14 protein-coding genes are annotated in these 17,062 nt (G+C 65.4%); 6 read left to right on the forward strand and 8 right to left on the reverse strand.

What is annotated here, in order from left to right:
* Window positions 1-54: 54 nt before the first annotated feature.
* Window positions 55-2,427 (forward strand): TonB-dependent siderophore receptor, encoded by a 2,373-nt coding sequence (locus ASB57_RS26955; protein WP_057654958.1) that lies wholly within the window; start codon window positions 55-57, stop codon window positions 2,425-2,427.
* A 57-nt stretch (window positions 2,428-2,484) separates the two neighbouring features.
* On the opposite strand, the gene ASB57_RS26960 is transcribed toward ASB57_RS26955, so the two are convergent.
* The 5 genes from ASB57_RS26960 to ASB57_RS26980 all read right to left on the reverse strand — a co-directional run bounded on the left by ASB57_RS26960 (window position 2,485) and on the right by ASB57_RS26980 (window position 7,767).
* Window positions 2,485-3,471 carry a tripartite tricarboxylate transporter substrate binding protein gene (locus tag ASB57_RS26960; protein ID WP_197424847.1) on the reverse strand — a complete coding sequence of 329 codons (987 nt, stop codon included), beginning with the start codon at window positions 3,469-3,471 and terminating at the stop codon, window positions 2,485-2,487.
* A gap of 94 nt (window positions 3,472-3,565) precedes the next feature.
* Entirely contained in the window at window positions 3,566-4,876 is a 1,311-nt protein-coding gene (locus ASB57_RS26965) for a hypothetical protein (RefSeq protein WP_057656473.1), read from the reverse strand.
* The gene (locus tag ASB57_RS26970) at window positions 4,876-5,676 is read right to left on the reverse strand and encodes a hypothetical protein (RefSeq protein WP_057654959.1); all 801 of its coding nucleotides are present in this window, start codon (window positions 5,674-5,676) and stop codon (window positions 4,876-4,878) included. Before ASB57_RS26970 ends, ASB57_RS26965 begins: the two co-directional genes overlap by 1 nt.
* Window positions 5,666-6,667: a hypothetical protein gene (locus tag ASB57_RS26975; RefSeq protein WP_057654960.1), complete on the reverse strand. Its 1,002-nt coding sequence runs from the start codon at window positions 6,665-6,667 to the stop codon at window positions 5,666-5,668. The genes ASB57_RS26970 and ASB57_RS26975 overlap by 11 nt, the downstream gene beginning before the upstream one ends.
* An 80-nt stretch (window positions 6,668-6,747) precedes the next feature.
* Window positions 6,748-7,767 (reverse strand): glycosyltransferase family 2 protein, encoded by a 1,020-nt coding sequence (locus ASB57_RS26980; RefSeq protein ID WP_057654961.1) that lies wholly within the window; start codon window positions 7,765-7,767, stop codon window positions 6,748-6,750.
* A 260-nt stretch (window positions 7,768-8,027) separates the two neighbouring features.
* On the opposite strand from ASB57_RS26980, the gene ASB57_RS26985 reads away from it, so the two are divergent.
* Together ASB57_RS26985 and ASB57_RS26990 are read left to right on the forward strand one after the other, a co-directional pair.
* Window positions 8,028-9,167: an acyltransferase gene (locus ASB57_RS26985; protein WP_057654962.1), complete on the forward strand. Its 1,140-nt coding sequence runs from the start codon at window positions 8,028-8,030 to the stop codon at window positions 9,165-9,167.
* 120 nt (window positions 9,168-9,287) lie between these two features.
* The gene (locus ASB57_RS26990) at window positions 9,288-10,484 is read left to right on the forward strand and encodes a fatty acid desaturase (RefSeq protein WP_057654963.1); all 1,197 of its coding nucleotides are present in this window, start codon (window positions 9,288-9,290) and stop codon (window positions 10,482-10,484) included.
* A gap of 45 nt (window positions 10,485-10,529) precedes the next feature.
* Here the strand turns inward: ASB57_RS26990 and ASB57_RS26995 are convergent, their stop codons facing one another.
* Window positions 10,530-11,414 carry a LysR family transcriptional regulator gene (locus tag ASB57_RS26995; RefSeq protein ID WP_156414283.1) on the reverse strand — a complete coding sequence of 295 codons (885 nt, stop codon included), beginning with the start codon at window positions 11,412-11,414 and terminating at the stop codon, window positions 10,530-10,532.
* Between the two features lie 156 nt (window positions 11,415-11,570).
* On the opposite strand from ASB57_RS26995, the gene ASB57_RS27000 reads away from it, so the two are divergent.
* Window positions 11,571-12,542: a tripartite tricarboxylate transporter substrate binding protein gene (locus tag ASB57_RS27000; protein WP_082621860.1), complete on the forward strand. Its 972-nt coding sequence runs from the start codon at window positions 11,571-11,573 to the stop codon at window positions 12,540-12,542.
* Between the two features lie 16 nt (window positions 12,543-12,558).
* The gene (locus ASB57_RS27005) at window positions 12,559-13,362 is read left to right on the forward strand and encodes an aldolase (protein ID WP_057654966.1); all 804 of its coding nucleotides are present in this window, start codon (window positions 12,559-12,561) and stop codon (window positions 13,360-13,362) included.
* 46 nt (window positions 13,363-13,408) lie between these two features.
* Here the strand turns inward: ASB57_RS27005 and ASB57_RS27010 are convergent, their stop codons facing one another.
* Both ASB57_RS27010 and ASB57_RS27015 read right to left on the reverse strand, forming a co-directional pair.
* Window positions 13,409-14,290 carry a DMT family transporter gene (locus tag ASB57_RS27010; RefSeq protein WP_057654967.1) on the reverse strand — a complete coding sequence of 294 codons (882 nt, stop codon included), beginning with the start codon at window positions 14,288-14,290 and terminating at the stop codon, window positions 13,409-13,411.
* A gap of 93 nt (window positions 14,291-14,383) precedes the next feature.
* Entirely contained in the window at window positions 14,384-15,934 is a 1,551-nt protein-coding gene (locus ASB57_RS27015) for an MFS transporter (protein ID WP_057654968.1), read from the reverse strand.
* Window positions 15,935-16,103: 169 nt separating this feature from the next.
* On the opposite strand from ASB57_RS27015, the gene ASB57_RS27020 reads away from it, so the two are divergent.
* The gene (locus tag ASB57_RS27020) at window positions 16,104-17,012 is read left to right on the forward strand and encodes a LysR substrate-binding domain-containing protein (RefSeq protein WP_057656474.1); all 909 of its coding nucleotides are present in this window, start codon (window positions 16,104-16,106) and stop codon (window positions 17,010-17,012) included.
* The last annotated feature ends 50 nt before the right edge of the window (window positions 17,013-17,062 follow it).

A 17,062-nucleotide genomic window follows, 5' to 3' on the forward strand; every position in this document is an offset into this window, starting at 1 on the left:
TTTTGCCGCGCTCGTCCGACATACCTCCTGAACCCCTCGCTCAGGAGAAATTGCATGATTCCGCGTTCGCGCGCATTGGCCGCCATGGCCGCCGCAACCTTGGTGGGCACGCCTGCCTGCTACGCCCAGGCGCAGACCGCCGTCCAGGACTTCGATCTGCCCGCCGCCCCCTTGGCCGATACGCTGGCGCAGTTGGCCCGCAGCAGCGGCCGCATGGTGTCGGTCGATCCTGCCCTGGTGGCCGGACGCCGAACCGAGGCCGTGCGGGGGCGCTACTCCGCGGAGCAGGCCCTGCGACTGGCGCTGGGCGGCACCGGGCTGGAACTGGTCGTGACGGCGAATGGCACCTTGAGCCTGCGCCCTGCGCCCCCGCAACCGCAAACCACGACGCTGGAGCCGGTGAGCGTGGTGGGTGCCCAGGAGTCGCCCACGGGCCACGTCGACGGTTACGTGGCGCGCCGCGGCCTGTCCGGCATGAAGACCGACTCGGCCCTGATCGAAACACCGCAGTCCATCTCGGTGGTGACCAGCGACCAGATCCGCGACGTCAAGGCCAGCTCGCTGGCGGACGTGCTCGGCTACACGCCGGGCTTTTCCTCGCAGACGGCGTCCTTCAATCGCATGGTCGACGACTTCATGTTGCGCGGCTTCAACGTGGCGACCGGCAATAGCGGCATGCTGCGCGACGGCCTGAAATTGCAGTCCAGCGTGTACGACGGCGGTCAGGACCCGTATGGGCTCGAGCGCGTGGAAGTGCTGCGCGGGGCGGCGTCCGTGTTGTATGGGCAGTTGAGCCCTGGTGGCCTCGTCAACGCGGTGAGCAAGCGGCCCACCGATACCCCGCTGCACGAGCTCAACGTCGAAGGGGGTTCCTATGACCGGCGCCAGCTTTCCGGCGACTTCAGCGGACCGCTGACCGAGGATGGCGTCTGGAGCTATCGCGTCACCGGCCTGACGCGCGAAGCCAATAACTGGATGGACCACACGCCCGACGACAAGACCTATCTTGCACCGTCCCTGCGCTGGCAACCCTCGGCGGCCACCTCCTTGACGATGCTGGCCACGTATCAGCACATTCGTACCAATTTCGCCGCGCCCCTGCCTGCGGCACAGACTTTGAACGGCAAGCTGCCGCATGACTTCTTCGTCGGCGAGCCCGATTTCGATCGTTATGACACCGACACCTGGACGGTGGGCTATGCGTTCGAGCACGCGTTCAACGATTCCTGGAAAGTGCGGCAGAGCACGCGTTATTTCCAGGCCGATGGCAATTGGGATTACCTGTCCTTCGGCGCGCTGAACGCGAATGGGTCCGTGCGACGCGGCGTCGTCAGTCGCAATGAACGATCGACCGGCGTGGCTTCGGATACGTCGGTGGAGTGGAAGACGGCAACGGGGCCGGTGGCGCACACCGTGCTGGCGGGCGTGGATTATTACCGCAGCCGCTACGACTCCCATCGCTACAGTGGTACGGTCACGGCCCTGGACAATATCTACGATCCCACCTACGGCGCCACGCCGGTGCTGAATACCACTGGCGATTACGGCATCGGCACGCGGGGGGAAGCTCTGGGGCTTTACCTGCAGGATCAGATGCGTCTGCACGACAAGTGGGTACTGGTGCTGGGCGAACGGCAGGACTGGGCGCGCTCCAATCAGACGACATTTTCCAGCGGCGCCAATACGCGCGTGAAGGACAGCGCGACGTCGGGGCGCGCGGGTCTGGTGTACCTGGCCGATAACGGCCTGGCGCCGTACGTCAGCGCCAGCCAGTCGTTCTCGCCGACCATCGGCGCGGATCGCAACGGCAATCCGTTCAAACCGACCAAGGGCACGCAATACGAACTGGGCATGCGCTACAAGCCGCCCGGGACGGAAATGCTTTTCTCGGCAGCCGTGTACGACCTGGCGCAGCGCAATGCGTTGACGACGGACCCTGACGATTCGACGTATTCCGTGCAGACCGGCAAAGTACGTTCGCGCGGTCTTGAGCTGGAGGCGCGGGCGAAGTTCGGTGCGGCCAGCTTGACGGCGAGCTATGCCTATACCGATGCCCGTACTACCCGCAGCAACGATCCGACCCTGGTCGACCAGCGGGTGGCCTTGGTGCCGCTGCATGCGGCGTCACTGTGGGCGGATTATGACTTCACCGGCTTGGGTATCGCCGGGCTGACGCTGGGGGCTGGCGCGCGCTACAACAGCAGCAGCAATATTCCCGGCTACGACCGCGATGCGCCGGGTTATGTCCTGTTCGACGGCATGGCGCGCTATGACTTTGGCGCCAACCATCCTTCGATGAAGGGCCTGAGCCTGACGTTGAACGCGCGCAATCTGTTCAATCGTGGCTATGTATCGTGCGCGGCTTCCAACGGCTGCCGTTATGGCGCGCCGCGCCTGCTCTACGCCACGATGACGTATCGCTGGTAGGACGGGATGCCCTCCTGGCCGCGCCGCGGCCAGGAGGCTTGCCGTTAGGGCTTTTGCCTAGTCGACGGACGCGTGCGATTCCTCCACGATGGTGCGCCAGCGCTCGATTTCCTCGGCCAGGTATTTCTTGAAGAAGGCGGGCGATTCCGCCATCGGGGCCATGCCCAGGTCGACGAAGCGCTGCTTCAGCTCCGGTTCTTCCATCGCCTTGTTGATGGCCTTGTTGAGTTTTTCGATGATGGGTTGGGGCGTGCCAGCCGGGGCGACGATGGAGTACCAGGTGCCCACTTCCATGCCTTTGACGCCTTGTTCGGCCATGGTGGGGATGTTGGGCACCGCGGGGAAGCGCTTGGCCGCGGTGATCGCCAGGGCGCGGATCTGGCCGCTTTCGATCAGTTGCTTGGAACTGGGAATGTTGATGAAGCTGAAGTCGGCTTCGCCGCTGATGACGGCGGTGAGGGCCGGGGCGGAGCCCTTATAGGGAACGTGGGTGGCCTCGATTCCCGTCAGCTTCTTGAACAGTTCGCCGGACAGGTGTTGGGTGCTGCCGCTGCCCGCCGACGAGAAATTCAATTTGCCGGGATGCTTCTTCGCATAGGCGATGAATTCCGATACGGACTTGACCGGCAGTTTCGGATTGATCAGAAGCAGGTTCGGCGCCTCCGCGAAGATGGCCACCGGATCGAAATCCTTGACGGCGTCGTAATCAAGTTTCTTGTAGAGCGTCTTGTTGACGGCCAGCGCGGTCGACGACAAGGACAGCGTGTAGCCGTCGGGCGCGGAGCGGGCCACGAAGGCCGCGCCAATATTGGTGCCGGCGCCAGGGCGGTTCTCGACGACGATGTTGCCGTGCAATATGCTCGCCAGCTCCTTGGCCAGCAGGCGCGCCGCGACGTCGTTGCCGCCGCCGGGGGTGTAGCCGACGACAAGCTTGATGGGGTGATCGGGGTACTTGTCCGCGGCTGAGGTCTGCGCACAGGCCGCGCCGGACAGCAGGGTAAGGCCAATTGCAGCAGACGCAAGAATGGCGGTGAACGATTTCACAGGCTTGTCTCCGTATTTTTTGTATGGGTGGCACTGTGGAGATGAGTCTGCGCCGAACGGGGCGGCTCGGCATTCACTATTGGCCAATACCTCTTCAGCGGGAGAGAAGACCCAGTATTACCCTTACCCACGCGTCCAGGCGGGCGGTGGCCCGTTTAGAGGCTGCGCCGCTGTCGCGGCTGGAGGTGTTGTTGTCGCTGGCGCTGGCGGTGGAGCCCGAGCCGGAACCGGAGTCGGAGGGGCGGAGCCCTTCGTCCGGTGCGCACAGCTCCCGCATAGCCTGCGCGACCTGGTCGCGGAATGACGCGGCATCGCCGCGCCAGGTGACGACGCGATGGCGCAGGTCAAGCTCCACGGCGCGGGCGGCGTTCGCGGTCTGTTCGGGCTGGTCCGTGAGCACCAGGATGATGGGCTTGTCGTAGACCAGGGCGATCGACAACGCGGCCATGCCGGGCGCCGAGATGATCACGTCGCTGCGGGCGGCGTGGTCGGCCCAGTGTTCGTCGCGCGCGATCCAGCCGGGCCTGTCCGCGTAGCCTTCGCCTACGCAATGGGAGAAGCTGCCATTGCCATTGCTCGCGGCGGCCGCGGCCTGCGCCAGGCCAGCCTGCAACGCATCGGCCAGATGCGGATCACGGAAATGGGGATTCAGATAAACGGCCGCGCCGACGGCGCCCCCAGGCCCGGCGTCCGCCGTGGCAACAGCCACTGGCGTCGGCAGTTGATAGGTATGGGAAGAGGCAACCTTGGTTGGAAGGCGCCGCGCGGGGCCCGGGTCCGTCAGCGTTGAGTATCCCAGCGCGCAGGCGCTGGCTTCGCCGCCGGGAACCAGGCTGCGGGCACGGGCATCGAGTGCCCCCTCCCGGACCGGATACGCGAAATCATGTTCGATACGCGCGCGGGCGGACGCGATCTGCCAGGCGATCACACGGCTGAAGAGATTGGCGACCCAACCCGTCACGCGGCCACGGAAATTGCCTTCCAACGCCGCCCGCAAGCTGGCGCCGTAGACATGCACGACCTTGCGCCGGCCGACCGGCAGGATGCCCATGGTCAACAAGGCGGGATGGAAGGAGTCATTGACGACCAGGTCCGCGTCACGCATCAACGCGCGCAGCCGCCAGAGGTCACGCAACATGCGGTTCGGCAAGAACACGTATTTGGCGACGTTGGCATCGGTCGCGCGCCGCAACATGTTCTGCGCCTGGTCGAACTGCACGGCGTAGTGCCGCGACAGCACGGGCGCATCGATGCCGAAGCCTGCCAGGAAGCGCCGGCCTTCATCAGACGTCGTGATCACCTGCACGCGCGCGCCGGCCGCGGTCAGGGCATGGGCCAGCAACTGCGCCCGCATCAGGTGGCCGCGCGCGTCCGCGGTCGCCAGATAAAGAATCCGTGGAGCCATCAGGTCGATGGCGCTGGCGAACGCAAGGCGCACATCCAACCGGCGATGTACATGCCTATCGACCCGCTGATACCGAAGCCGCGCTCGATGCCGCGGATCTCCCGCAACAACGCTTCCAGTCTGGGCAGTTCGTCCGCCGTCACGGTGCGCTTGAGCGTGTGCATGCAAAGGCGCACGTGGCGGGACTCGTCTTCCAGGACGCCGGCCAGCAGCGGGTGCAGCGGATGCGTCGTGCCTATCGTGTCGCAATGGCGGCGCAATACGCGCACGCCCATCTGTTCCGCGCACAGGCCGATGGCGTAAGCCGGCACCAGCACACCCTGCGAAAAGTGCGGCGCGTGGCGTTGGGCCAGGCGCTTCCAGCGGGCAATCTTGCGGCGGCTGAGCCAGTCTGGCTCACTGGCGCCGGGCGCGCTTTGGCCCGCCGCATTCGCATCCGCCGCATCCGCGGCAGCGTCGCCAGCGCCGCGCTGGCCATCCCCAACCGCAACGCTACGCTGCGCGATGGCCGCCGCGAAGGCCTGCACGTGCTCGCGTTCTTCCGCCAGGTGCTGCGCGGCCTGGCGGGCCAGCCAGCCCGGCGCGTCGCCGGGGACGAAGTCGTCTTGCAGCGCCTGTTCGGTGGACTCCTCGCCGATCAGGTACATCCGCAGAAGCAGGATCTCGCCAGCGTTGCTCGCATGCAGCCGCCGCAGCGCGGCGCGCTTGATGCGATCGACGAGCGCTGCCTGGACCCGCGCCCAGCCCTTTGGGACCGGCGCGTGCAGGCAGGCATAGGCGTCCCGCGGATCAGTTTCCATTGCCCGTTTTCACAGCCGCAGCCACAACCGCCCCACGCTGCTGCGTCAGGATCAAGCCCAGGAAGCTGTCTTCCATGAACAACCGTGCAACCCTGTCCGCCTGCGCGAATGCCTGCTGCACACCGTTGAAGCGCAGGTAGCCCTGGCCGTCCTTGGCGCCTATCGTCAGGGCATCGTGCTTGGCGAAGCCTTTCTCGCGCAGAGGTTGCAGCAGCGTTTCATTTTCCAGACCGAACAGGAAAAGATCGCCCTGCACGGCGCGGCGGGGGATCTGGCCGCTCAGGGCTTCCATGTCCAGGGACCAATTGCCCTGCGCGATCCGGGCCGCGATGCCGGCATCGCCGTCCAGCTGGCTTTGAAAGCGCACTCTGGCCAGCCGCTTGGCGACCTTGCCCACACCCAGTGACACGATGACATCAGGCGCGTCAGCCAGGTCGCCCGCCGGCCGGACATGCACCAGCCCCTGCGCGATGCGCGCCGACAGCGAAGGTTTCGCCAGCACGGCGATGGCCCGTTCTTGTGTCAGCACGATTTCTTCGCCCTTGGGGCCGTTCACCGTGACCGTGTACGGATCGATCCGCACGTCGCTGAAATCGCCGCGCACCGGTGCGTGCGCATGCATGCTCACCTTCCATTTGTTGCCATCCCGGTTCAGCTTCAGGTGCAGGCTCAAGGGCACGCGCTTGCCCTTGGCATCCACGCCGGTCCCTTGCAGCAGCACGTCGCCCACGGGCGTGTCCGCGTCATAGTGGCGGGTATTGTCGAAGTGTATCGTATGGCCCTCGGTATCCACGGTGGCGTGGGTATCCGCATCGGCGAGCGCCAGGCGGTCGCAAGCCTGGCCGCCCGCGGTCGCATCGCCCAAAGGGCAGCCGCTACCGGACGTGAAGTTGAACACGCCACGGCCGGCATGGGTCGCGGCGGCGGCGTGAGCGCTGGCGCACAGAAAAAGCGCCGCGGCAATCGAACGATAGGTCAGGCGGAGGGCCATCTTTGGGCTTCCAGTAGGTAGGTGAGGCTGCGGTAGTGCGATCAGACAGTGCAATCAGGTAGGGCGATCAGGCAGTGCGATCAATGGCGGTGATAGGACAGCGCCTGCGCATCGGCGCCCCGCCGGGTCGTATCCAGCCCCAGGCCGCGCGCCAACGCGCCCAGCGCATCCACGGCCGAGAACCCCAGGATCATGGTGACAGCCGCCAGGCGGCGCAGGCCGCGAACGGGCTGGAGATCCTGACGGTTCAAGGCCCGCAAACTATGCCGCAAGCGGATGGCCAGCACGCATAGCGGACCGATCGGGCCGCTACGGCCCAGCCACTGCATGCGGGCCGGCGCATAGGTGCGCACCAGGAAGGGCGTGAGTCCCACGCTGTCCTGGCCGCGCATCCAGCGCAGTTGCAGCGCTTCAAGCCGGCTGTCAGGAAGACGATGCTCCGTGTGCGCACGCGGCGCGTAATGCAGGGGGATGCCGGCGGTGACCAGACGCAGTCCCAGCACCTGGCAGTGCGCTCGGTAAACACCATCCAGCGGCTGGTAGCGGTATTGCTCGAACACGGCGTGCTCGAAGGCCACGTTGTTGGCGTAGAAGTTCGCCGTCGCGGCAGTCCCAAGGCGACTGGGAAAATACATGAAATCGATGGTGGTCAGCGCGGTGCCGGCGACCGTTTCGGCATAGCTGGTGCGGCCCGCCACCACGCGCGGCGGGGCGTCGGCAGCGAAGGGCGCCAGCAGTTGCGCCAGCCAGTCGGCCGAGGGCTTGCAATCGGCATCACCGAAGGCGACGTAATCGCAGCGCGCGGGGTCGGTACGATCGAAACCCAGGTTCTTGGCCTCGTAGTAGCCGGTTGCCGGATCGATGCGGACGAAATCGATGGTCCGACCTGCCAGGGACTCGATCTCGCTACACACTGTCGCGGGCAGGCCGTCGTGCGTGATGACGACCTGTGCCAGGCTGGTCAGGGGCAGGGTTTGTCCACGCAAGGCTGCCATCAGCCGCGTGAGGCTCTCAGCGACTTTGTGCAGGTCGGCCCCGCCGCGCAGGTTGTTCGTTTCCAGCACCAACGCGGTTCTTGCGGCGATCTGTTCCGTGGGCATCGCTTTCTCGTTCTTCGAAGGTGGGGCTCATTCTAAACCGTATCGAATCTCTACATGGACAAGGCGCCAGCGGTCAGGGATGGGCCAAAAATCGGGGAAGATGCGGAAACATTCTCTGAGTTATCGATATGCCCTCGCCAGTATCTGCGTGATAGCCTGCCCCGACCGTCTTCCCCGCCTTTCTGGAGGAAAGCCCGATCTCGGACCAGACTCTACGGCCTGAAAACCCTCAAGCGACGCCTGGCCAGCGCGTATCTCACTTGCCTTCGCTGACGCCACTGCGTGGCATCGCCGCCGTATGGGTGGTGCTCTATCACTACGGCGTGCTCTATTTCCCCAGCATGCATCCGGACCGGCATACCGCTCTGTTGAACAAGGGCTACCTGGCGGTCGACCTGTTCTTCATGCTGAGCGGTTTCGTGATGGCGCACGTCTATTGCACGTCGTTTGACCGTCGCGTCGATGCGCGCAGTTACTGGTCCTTCCTGTCGGCGCGCATCGCACGCATCTACCCGCTGCATCTTGCCGTGTTGGGGCTGTTCGTGGCGGTGGCGGTGATCGTCAGCGTCGCGGAATACGCTGCGGGCGGACCGCTGCAAGGGATTCCTGCCACGGGAGTGCGGTCCATGCTGGCGCTGGTCGCCAATCTGTTCATGCTGCAAGGCCTGCATGCCAGCACCTTGAGCTGGAATTACGCGGCATGGTCCATCAGCCTGGAATTCATGGCCTATCTGGCTTTCCCCTTCGTGCTGTTGCGAGTCTGGCGGGCCAGCCCGCAAGCGCAGGGGCTGTTAGCCGCCGTGCTGTGCGCCGTGTTGCTGGGCCTGGCGTGGTGGACGAACGATGACTTCAATGTGTGGGACGGGCCGAGCACCTTGCTGCGCTGTCTGCCGGAGTTTCTGCTGGGCACGCTGCTGTATCGGGCGTACACGTCGCCGCTGCGTCCCGCCTTGCTGTCGGGTGACGCGGCCACGGGCGTTTTGCTGGCGCTGGTGCTGCTGACCTTGCACGCAAAGGGGCCGGACCTGTTGGTGGTCCTGCTGTTCGCGGCGCTGTTGTTGGCGGTGGTGTCGAACCGCAGTCGCTTCGGCGCATGGTTGAACAGCAGCCCGCTGGTCTGGCTGGGCGAGGTGTCCTATGCCCTGTACCTGATTCATGGTCTGGTGGAGCATACGACCACCGAGGTCCTGACGAAGGGGCTGGCTATCCATGATCGCCATGCGCTTTCGCCGGGATCCTCTTTCGGCATGATGATGTTGATGCTGACGGTGAGCCTGCTGCTGGCGGCCGCCTGCTATCGCTGGATCGAGAAACCCGCGCAGCGTTATGTGCGGAGCGCGTTGGCCGCCCGGCGGGCGCGGGCCCAGATCCAGGCCGATTATTTCAATTTCAGAAATTGAAAAGTCCAGCCTGCGTGCTTTTCAGCAATGCCTGGTGTGCCTAGAGTGCGGGGTTGAGCGTCGCGAGAGATCGCGGCACGAGACCATCGCGGTCTGGGCACCCTTTGTACAGGTTGGAACTTGAAAAGCTTGCTGGATTTCCTCGCGCACGGTTTGCTGCACCTTGGCTGGCTGCAAATCACGGCGATCACCTTGATCGCCACTCACATCACCATCGTCTGCACCACGCTGTATCTGCATCGCAGCCAGACGCATCGAGGCGTGGATTTTCATCCCGTGGTGGCGCATTTCTTCCGTCTGTGGCTGTGGCTTACCACGGGCATGACGACGCGGGAGTGGGTGGCCGTGCATCGCAAGCACCATGCGCATTGCGAGCGTGAGGGCGACCCGCATTCGCCCAGGATCTTCGGGGCCATGCGGGTATTCCTGCGTGGCGCGGATCTCTATCGCGAAGAGGTCGCGCGCAAGGAAACGCTGGAGCGATACGGCAACGGCACGCCGGATGACTGGATCGAGCGGCACTTGTACACGCCGCACAGTGTGCTCGGCATCATGATCATGCTGGCGATCGATGTCCTGGCCTTCGGCGCCATCGGGTTGACGGTCTGGGCCGTGCAGATGGCGTGGATACCTTTCTGGGCCGCGGGGGTCGTCAACGGCTTGGGGCATTTCATCGGCTATCGGAATTTTTCCAGCCCGGACGCCAGCACGAATCTCTTTCCCTTGGGCTTGGTGATCGGTGGCGAGGAACTCCACAACAACCACCATGCGCACGCGACGTCCGCCAAGTTCTCCAGCAAGTGGTATGAGTTCGATATCGGCTGGGGCTACATCCGGATCTTGCAGGCCCTGCGGCTGGCGCGGGTGCGCCGCGTCGCGCCCAGGGCTGCGGTACGGAGCCTTCCGCGGGCCGATGTCGACATCGCCATGCTGCAGGCCGTGCAGACGCATCGCTATGCCTTGATGCGGCGCTTCGGCCGCGTCTTGAAGAAGACCGCTCTGCGTGAGCTGCGGGCGCTCAGCCGCGTGGCGGACAAGGCGTCCGTCAGCGCGCGCAAGTCGACGTTGAGAAAACTGTTGCGGCTACCCGAGGAACTCTTGGGCGCCGACGAATTGCGGCAGCTGGAGTCCGCCATGCAGGGCATGCGGCAACTGAATGCCGTGGTGGCGATGCGGCGCAGCCTGGCCGGCATCTGGGGCAGCTCCCTGGAAAGCAGCGAGCAGATCCTGGCGCGCCTGCAAGCCTGGATCGAAGAGGCCCGTTCCAGCAGCGTGGTGGAACTGACGCACTTCGCGCGCCACCTGTCGCGGCTTTGACGGCCGCAAGGTCAGGAAAACGCGCGGGGGCGAGCGTCGTCCGCCTCAATCGAAAATTGCCGTACAGAGCGCCTGGCTGATTTCCGGGCGCTCCAGCGACTCGTTCCAGAAAACGCTGACGTGCCGGTCGCTCCACGCCTCGGTAAGCGGCAGCAGCTTCAATGACATCTGCTTCGCATAGCGGTCGACGGCGCTCTTCGCGACGACGGCCACCCCGATGCCGGCCTCTGCCATCTCGCAGATGGCGCCGACGTCGTCGATGGCAACGCGGCGGATCATGCGCCGGCCCAGATAAGCGGCCTGGCTGGTCAGAAACCGGTCCAGCGCCGATTGCGGCCGCAGGCACAGCAAGTCGAAATCCAGGACCTCGGCGAACCGTACCGCGGGTTTCGACGCCAAGGGATGGTCGTGGGCCATCGCGACAACGAGCTTGTCGGAAAAGGCCGGCCGCGCCTTGATGGCCGGGCTGGTGTCCGTCAACGCAGCCAGGCCCACGTCGACACGCCGCTGCAGGACCATGTCTATCGCTTCGGCACTCGGGACCTCGTGGACCGTCACGTTGGCGCCGGGGTTGTCGCGCAGAAAGCGGGTCAACGGTTGCCGCAGAAAGGAGATGGCGACCGAGTTGGCGGCGATGCTGACTTCCCCTTGAAGTCCTTCGGTCGAGCGCTTGAGCGCCAGGTCGAGGCGCCCGGAATGTTCCAGCATGGTCTGGGCGAAGCGGATCACCGTCATCCCCGCGGCTGTCGGGACGACACCGCGCGCCACCCTGTTGAACAAGGGCGTGTCCGCGGACGCTTCCAGCGCCTTGATCCGCTCACTGGCGGAGGCGACGGCCAGATGCACGGCTTCGGCGCCGGCGGTAATGCTGCCCGCTTCCGCGACGGCTCGCATCAGCCGAAGATCCTGCAGATCGAATTTCAAAGGCACAAGCGGGTCCTCGTCGGGCGTTTTTTTTCGGCCAGCACGCTTCGGAAATGCCGAAAGCGGCTCACGGATATTCCAGATTGTTCAGCGGCGCGCGGCGTTTCATGATCCCAATGACGGAGCCAGACCGGTCCGGCATGACAAACAAGGGGAAAAAACATGATTCGTGGATTGCTCGCGCGCTCGATCGCAGCGGCGTCATTGCTGTGCATGAGTATTTCAGCGGCCTCGGCGGCTGTCTACCCGGAAAAGCCTCTACATGTGGTCCTTGGCTTTCCGCCCGGCGGCGGGGCGGACGCCGTGACGCGGTTGATCAGCGAAGGCCTGGCGCTGGAACTCAAGCAGCCCGTCATCGTTGAAAACCGCCCGGGAGCGGGCGGTGTGATCGCCTCGGATTATGTCGGCCGGGCCACGCCCGACGGCTACACCCTGCTGGTCGGTCCGGCCAGCCAGGTGATCGGCCCCAACTTCTACAAGATGGCGGTCGACCCCGTGACCGGCTTCGAGCCGATCTCGCAGATGGTCAGCGCCTTGATCGTGCTGGCCGCGACCAACAATGGCGCCGGGGCGTCCTGGCAGGATTTCCGTGCTCGGGTCAAGGCGAATCCGCGGGACGGTGTGATCGCCAGTTCGGGCGTCGGCACGGTATTCCACCTGTCGGGCGTGCTGCTTTCCCGTGCTGCCGACATTCCGCTGCAGCATGTGCCCTACAAAGGCGGCGGCCCCGCCGTGGTCGATCTGATCGCTGGCCAGGTGCCCATCATGATCGACACCTATTTCACCTTCAAGCCCTTTCTTCAAAGCGGCAAAGTCAAAGTGTGGGCGACCCTGGGCAAGTCCCGGTCGCCGCTGCTGCCCGATGTACCGACCCTGGCTGAACTCGGCTATCCCGACGTCGTCGCCGACAACTGGTATGGCCTGTTCGCGCCCAAGGGCACGCCTCCCGCGGTGGTCGACCGCCTGGCGCAGGCGGTACAGCGGGTGTTGGCGGACCCGGCCAGCCGGAAGCGCCTGGAAGAACAGGGCGCGGTGCCGATCGGCAGCGATCCGGCCGCGTTCAAGGCCTTCGTGCAGGCTGAGCGCGGAAAGTGGGCCGACGTCGTCCGCAAGAATGACATCAGGGCAGATTGATCAAACCGGAGTGAGCATGGAAAACACCATAGAGCTGGACAAGAACGCGCTGGTACAACGTGCCATCGCGCAAATGGAGAAACACTTTGGCGACGCGCCCCAGTGGTCCACGCGGCAGAAGCTGGCGCTGTTGTGCCGCATGGTCTACGCCAGCGGGCACGACTCGGGCATGTCCGGCCAGATCACCGTGCGCGGGACGCAGCCGAATACCTTCTACACCCAGCAGTTCGGCATCGGCATGGACGAAGCCACGGCGGCCAATCTGCTATTGGTGGACGAGGACCTGAACGTGCTGGAAGGCGAGGGCATGGCCAACGCCGCCAATCGCTTTCACCTGTGGATCTACAAGGAAAAGCCCAAGGTCAACTGCATCGTTCACACGCATCCGTTCCATGTGGTGGCCCTGTCCATGCTGGGCGTGCCGCTGGAAGTCGCCTGCATGGACTCGGCGGTTCTCTACGACAACTGTGCGTTCCTGCCTGAATGGCCCGGCATCCCGGTGGGCAACGAGGAAGGCGAAATGATTTCCGCGGCGCTGGGCGACAAGAAATCCATTCTTTTGGCGAATCACGGGCAGTTGGTCGCGACGCATTCGATCGAGGAGGCCTACGTGCTGGCCCACCATATCGAACGCACTGCCCGCCTGCAATTGACCGCCATGGCGGCCGGCGTGATACAGAAGATCGACCCTGGGATGGGACGCGAAGCGCGCGATTGGATACTCACACCCAAGCGCACGCAACGGACCTTCGAGTACTACGCGCGCAAAGTGCTTGAGAAGGGTGATGGCTTCATGGAAACCGACGGCGCGGGGGCTTGATCCGAGCCGTGTCCGCGGGGGCGTGTTGGGTGCCGCCTGGATCCCTTCAGCCTTGCAACGTGGCCGCCGCTGGCGGAATGGCGGGGCGGCGCGCCGTGACGGCGCTGCCGATGGACGCGGCCATGATCAGGGCGATGGCCAGCCATTGGGTCAGGGTCAGGTGTTCATCCAGCAGCAGCAGGGCCAGCAGCGCCGCTGCCGCCGGCTCCATGCTCAGCATGATGCCGAACGCCTGCTTCGGCAGGCGTTTCAGAGCCACCATTTCCAGCGAAATCGGAATGGCGCTGGACAGGGCCGCCACGCCCAGGCCCACCAGCAGCACCGTGGGGGAGAGCAACGCCGTGCCTGCCTGGGCCGCGCCTATCGGCACCACCACCACCGCGGCCACGGTCAGTCCCAGCGACACGGAATGGCCCGCGTGCATATGCTCCACGCGCTTGCCGCTGATGATGTACGTGGCCCACAGCGCCGCCGCCAGGAGGGCGAACATGACGCCCGTCGGATCGAGGGTGCTGACGTTGTTGACCATGGGCAGCAGCAGGAGCAGGCCCACGATGGCGAACACCACCCAGATGAAGTCCATGGCGCGGCGCGAGCCAAGCAAGGCCACCAGCAGCGGGCCGGAGAATTCGATGGCCACGGCGATACCGAAGGGAATGGTCCGCAGCGCCATGTAGAAGCACAGATTCATGGCCCCCAATGCCGCGCCGTAATAGGCCACCATGCGGGCGTCCCTGCCGCTCAGCGGCCAGCGCCAGGGCCGCCACAGCACAAGCAGCAGCAAGGCGGAGAAGCCGACGCGCACGGCCGTGGTGCCTTGGGCTCCGACCAGCGGAAACAGGGTGTGCTTGGCCCAGGACGTTCCCAGCGCCAGGAAGATGACGGAACCGAGAACGGACAACAGCGGTAACAGCGAGGCGCGGCGCATGGATGAAGCAAAGCAACGACAGTGGGCGGAAGCCGCGATTGTGCCAAATTTCATGCGTCGACGTTTTGGCGCCTCGTGCCCATCCAGACGGGTTTAATGCTGCACTGCGGGGTGCCGGAACACCACGAATGACGCCAGGGCCAGCAGCCACACCGCGATGGCCCCGTACAGCATGACCCAGCCGAAGCCATGGTGCAGCGCCGCGCGCCCGGTGGCTTCCAGCGCTGCCGCCGGCAGCCCGGCGGGGAAGGCCGCGGCCGCGTCGGACAGATTGCCCGACGCGATGCGATTGGCCAGTGCCAGGGTGGCCGCGTCCGGCAGCGACGTGGGCAAAGCGTCGCGCAAATAGTGCGCGACACCGGCGACCAGCAGGAATCCCATCATCGCGATGTTCATCGCCAGGGAAATCATGCGGGCGCTCATGTCGATGCCGGACGCCATGCCGGCGCGCGCGCTGGACACGGAACCGGTGCTGGTGTTGGTGACCGGCGTGTTGGTCAGCCCCAGCCCGGCGCCGGCCACCAGACAGCCAGGCAGGACGGTCAGCCAGTCCACCGTGCTGCCGATGCGCATCAGCAGAAAGCCCAGGCCGATCACGAACATGCCAGCAGGAATGACGATGCCCGGCCGGTAACGCAGCGCCAGACGTTCCCCCAGGGGCGGGAACAGCAAGGTGGGCAGGGTGTAGGCCAGCAGCGACGCGCCGGCGGTGGCCGCGTCCTGGCCCAGCGCGCTCTGGAAGTAGATGGGCAGGTAGATGACCATGGGCCAGAAGCTGAAGTTCATGCCCGCGGACCCCAACAACGCACCCGAGAAGTTGCGCACGCGGAAGACCGAGAAATCGAACATGGGGTGCGCGGCACGCCGCTCCGCCAGAAGGAAGGCGCAGAAGGACAGCACGCTGACTGCCAGGGCGGCAAGCGCCGGCACGGTGCCGAAGCCCCGGTCCGCGCCCTGGGTGACGAAATACGCCAGTCCGAGCACCGCCAGGGACAGGGTTACCGTGCCGGCGACGTCCAGCCTGCCGGCGTGGGGGTCGCGCGACTCCTGCACGCTGGCCGCGGCCAGGAACCACGTCGCCACGGCGATGAACACATGGACCCAGAATACCCAGCGCCAGCCTGACAGGGCGACGATGACGCCGCCGACCAGGGGGCCGAAGCCCAGCCCGATGCCGAAGATGATGCCCCACGCGCTGAACGCCTTGGCGCGCATGGCCGGATGGCTGAACTGGCGCGACAGCACGGCCACCAGGCAGATCAGCATCGCGCCGCCGCTGGCGCCCTGTAGCACGCGGCCCGCGATCAGCAAGGGCGTGGTCCACGCCAATCCGCACAACAGCGAAGATACGGCGAACAGCGCGATCGAGTAGAGGAACACGCGCTTGCGCCCATAGCGGTCGGCCAGCGTTCCCGTGGCCATCAGCACCGCCCTGCAGGCGATGGTGTAGCCGTTCATGATCCACTGCATGCCCGCGAACGAGCCCTGCAGCGTGTGCTCCAGGATAGGCAGGATGACCGGCACGCTGGAAATCTCCAGGCCGGACATCAAGGCGGCCAGGCAGACTGCCAGCAGAGCCAGGCGGTCCCGTGTCGAGAAGGCGGCCTGTGGGGCAGCGGGGAGGGGGATTTCGTGCGCCGGCATGGCGGGGGTGCTCCGAGGAATCAGGCGTCCGGACAGAAGATAGGACGCGACCAGGGGAGTTTATGGGAATAGAATTCCCAGATTGGCTCGCTGGATTCCTAGGATTTGATCCTGAAATGATCCAATGGATGCGGGTCTGTTTCCGCCAAGACCTCTGGACAACCCCCTGATGATCGACAAACTGGACGGCGTCACCACCTTCGTGCAGGTCGTCGAGGCCGGTGGCTTCGCGGCCGCCGCTGAACGGCTGGACCTGACCCGGTCGGCGGTCGGCAAGGCCATTGCCCGCCTGGAAGCCCGTTTGGGCGTGCGCTTGATCCAGCGCAACACCCGCAACCAGGCGCTGACCGCCGAGGGCCTGGCCTATTACGAACGCTGCGTGCGCGCGCTGGCCGAGCTGGACGCGGGCGAGGCCGATCTGGACAGTGGCCGCATGGCACCCAGCGGCCGCCTGCGCGTCAGCATGCCGGAGGCCTTCGGCCAGCTTTGCGTGGCGCCGGTGCTGCTGGCGCTGACGCGCCGGCATCCGCAATTGCACGTCGACATGTCGTTCAGCGATCGCTACGTGGACCTGATCGAGGAAGGCTTCGACCTGGCCATCCGTATCGGCACGCTGGAAGACAGCAGCACGCTGGCGGCACGGCGCCTGGGTACGCAGTACACGGGCATAGGCGCCGCGCCGGACTACCTGGCGCGCCACGGCACGCCCCGCGATGTCGACGATCTTGACGGGCATGTCCGCATTGCCTATTCGCACGGTGGCGCCACCGCGGCGTGGACCCTGCTCGACGCCGCGGGCCGGTCGCGCCGCGTGGACGTTCCCACGCAAATCAGCATGGACGACATCCAGGCCATCGCCAATGCGGCGGCCGATGGCCTGGGCCTGGCCTGGCTGCCCAGCTGGCTGCTGGCGCATTACGTCCGGCGTGGCACCCTGGTGCAGGTGCTGGAGCACACCACCATCCGGCCGCAGGAGGTCTATGCCGTCTGGCCCCAGGCCCGCCACCTGCGTTGCAAGACGCGCTCGGCCATCGATGCGCTGGCCGAGGAGATCCCGAAGCTGATGGGGAACGGGTAAGCTCGACGGGCGGATAGACAAACAAGCAACAACGTACGCAAAACCAGGGA

The organism is Bordetella sp. N, from assembly GCF_001433395.1.
Taxonomy (GTDB): domain Bacteria; phylum Pseudomonadota; class Gammaproteobacteria; order Burkholderiales; family Burkholderiaceae_B; genus Bordetella_C.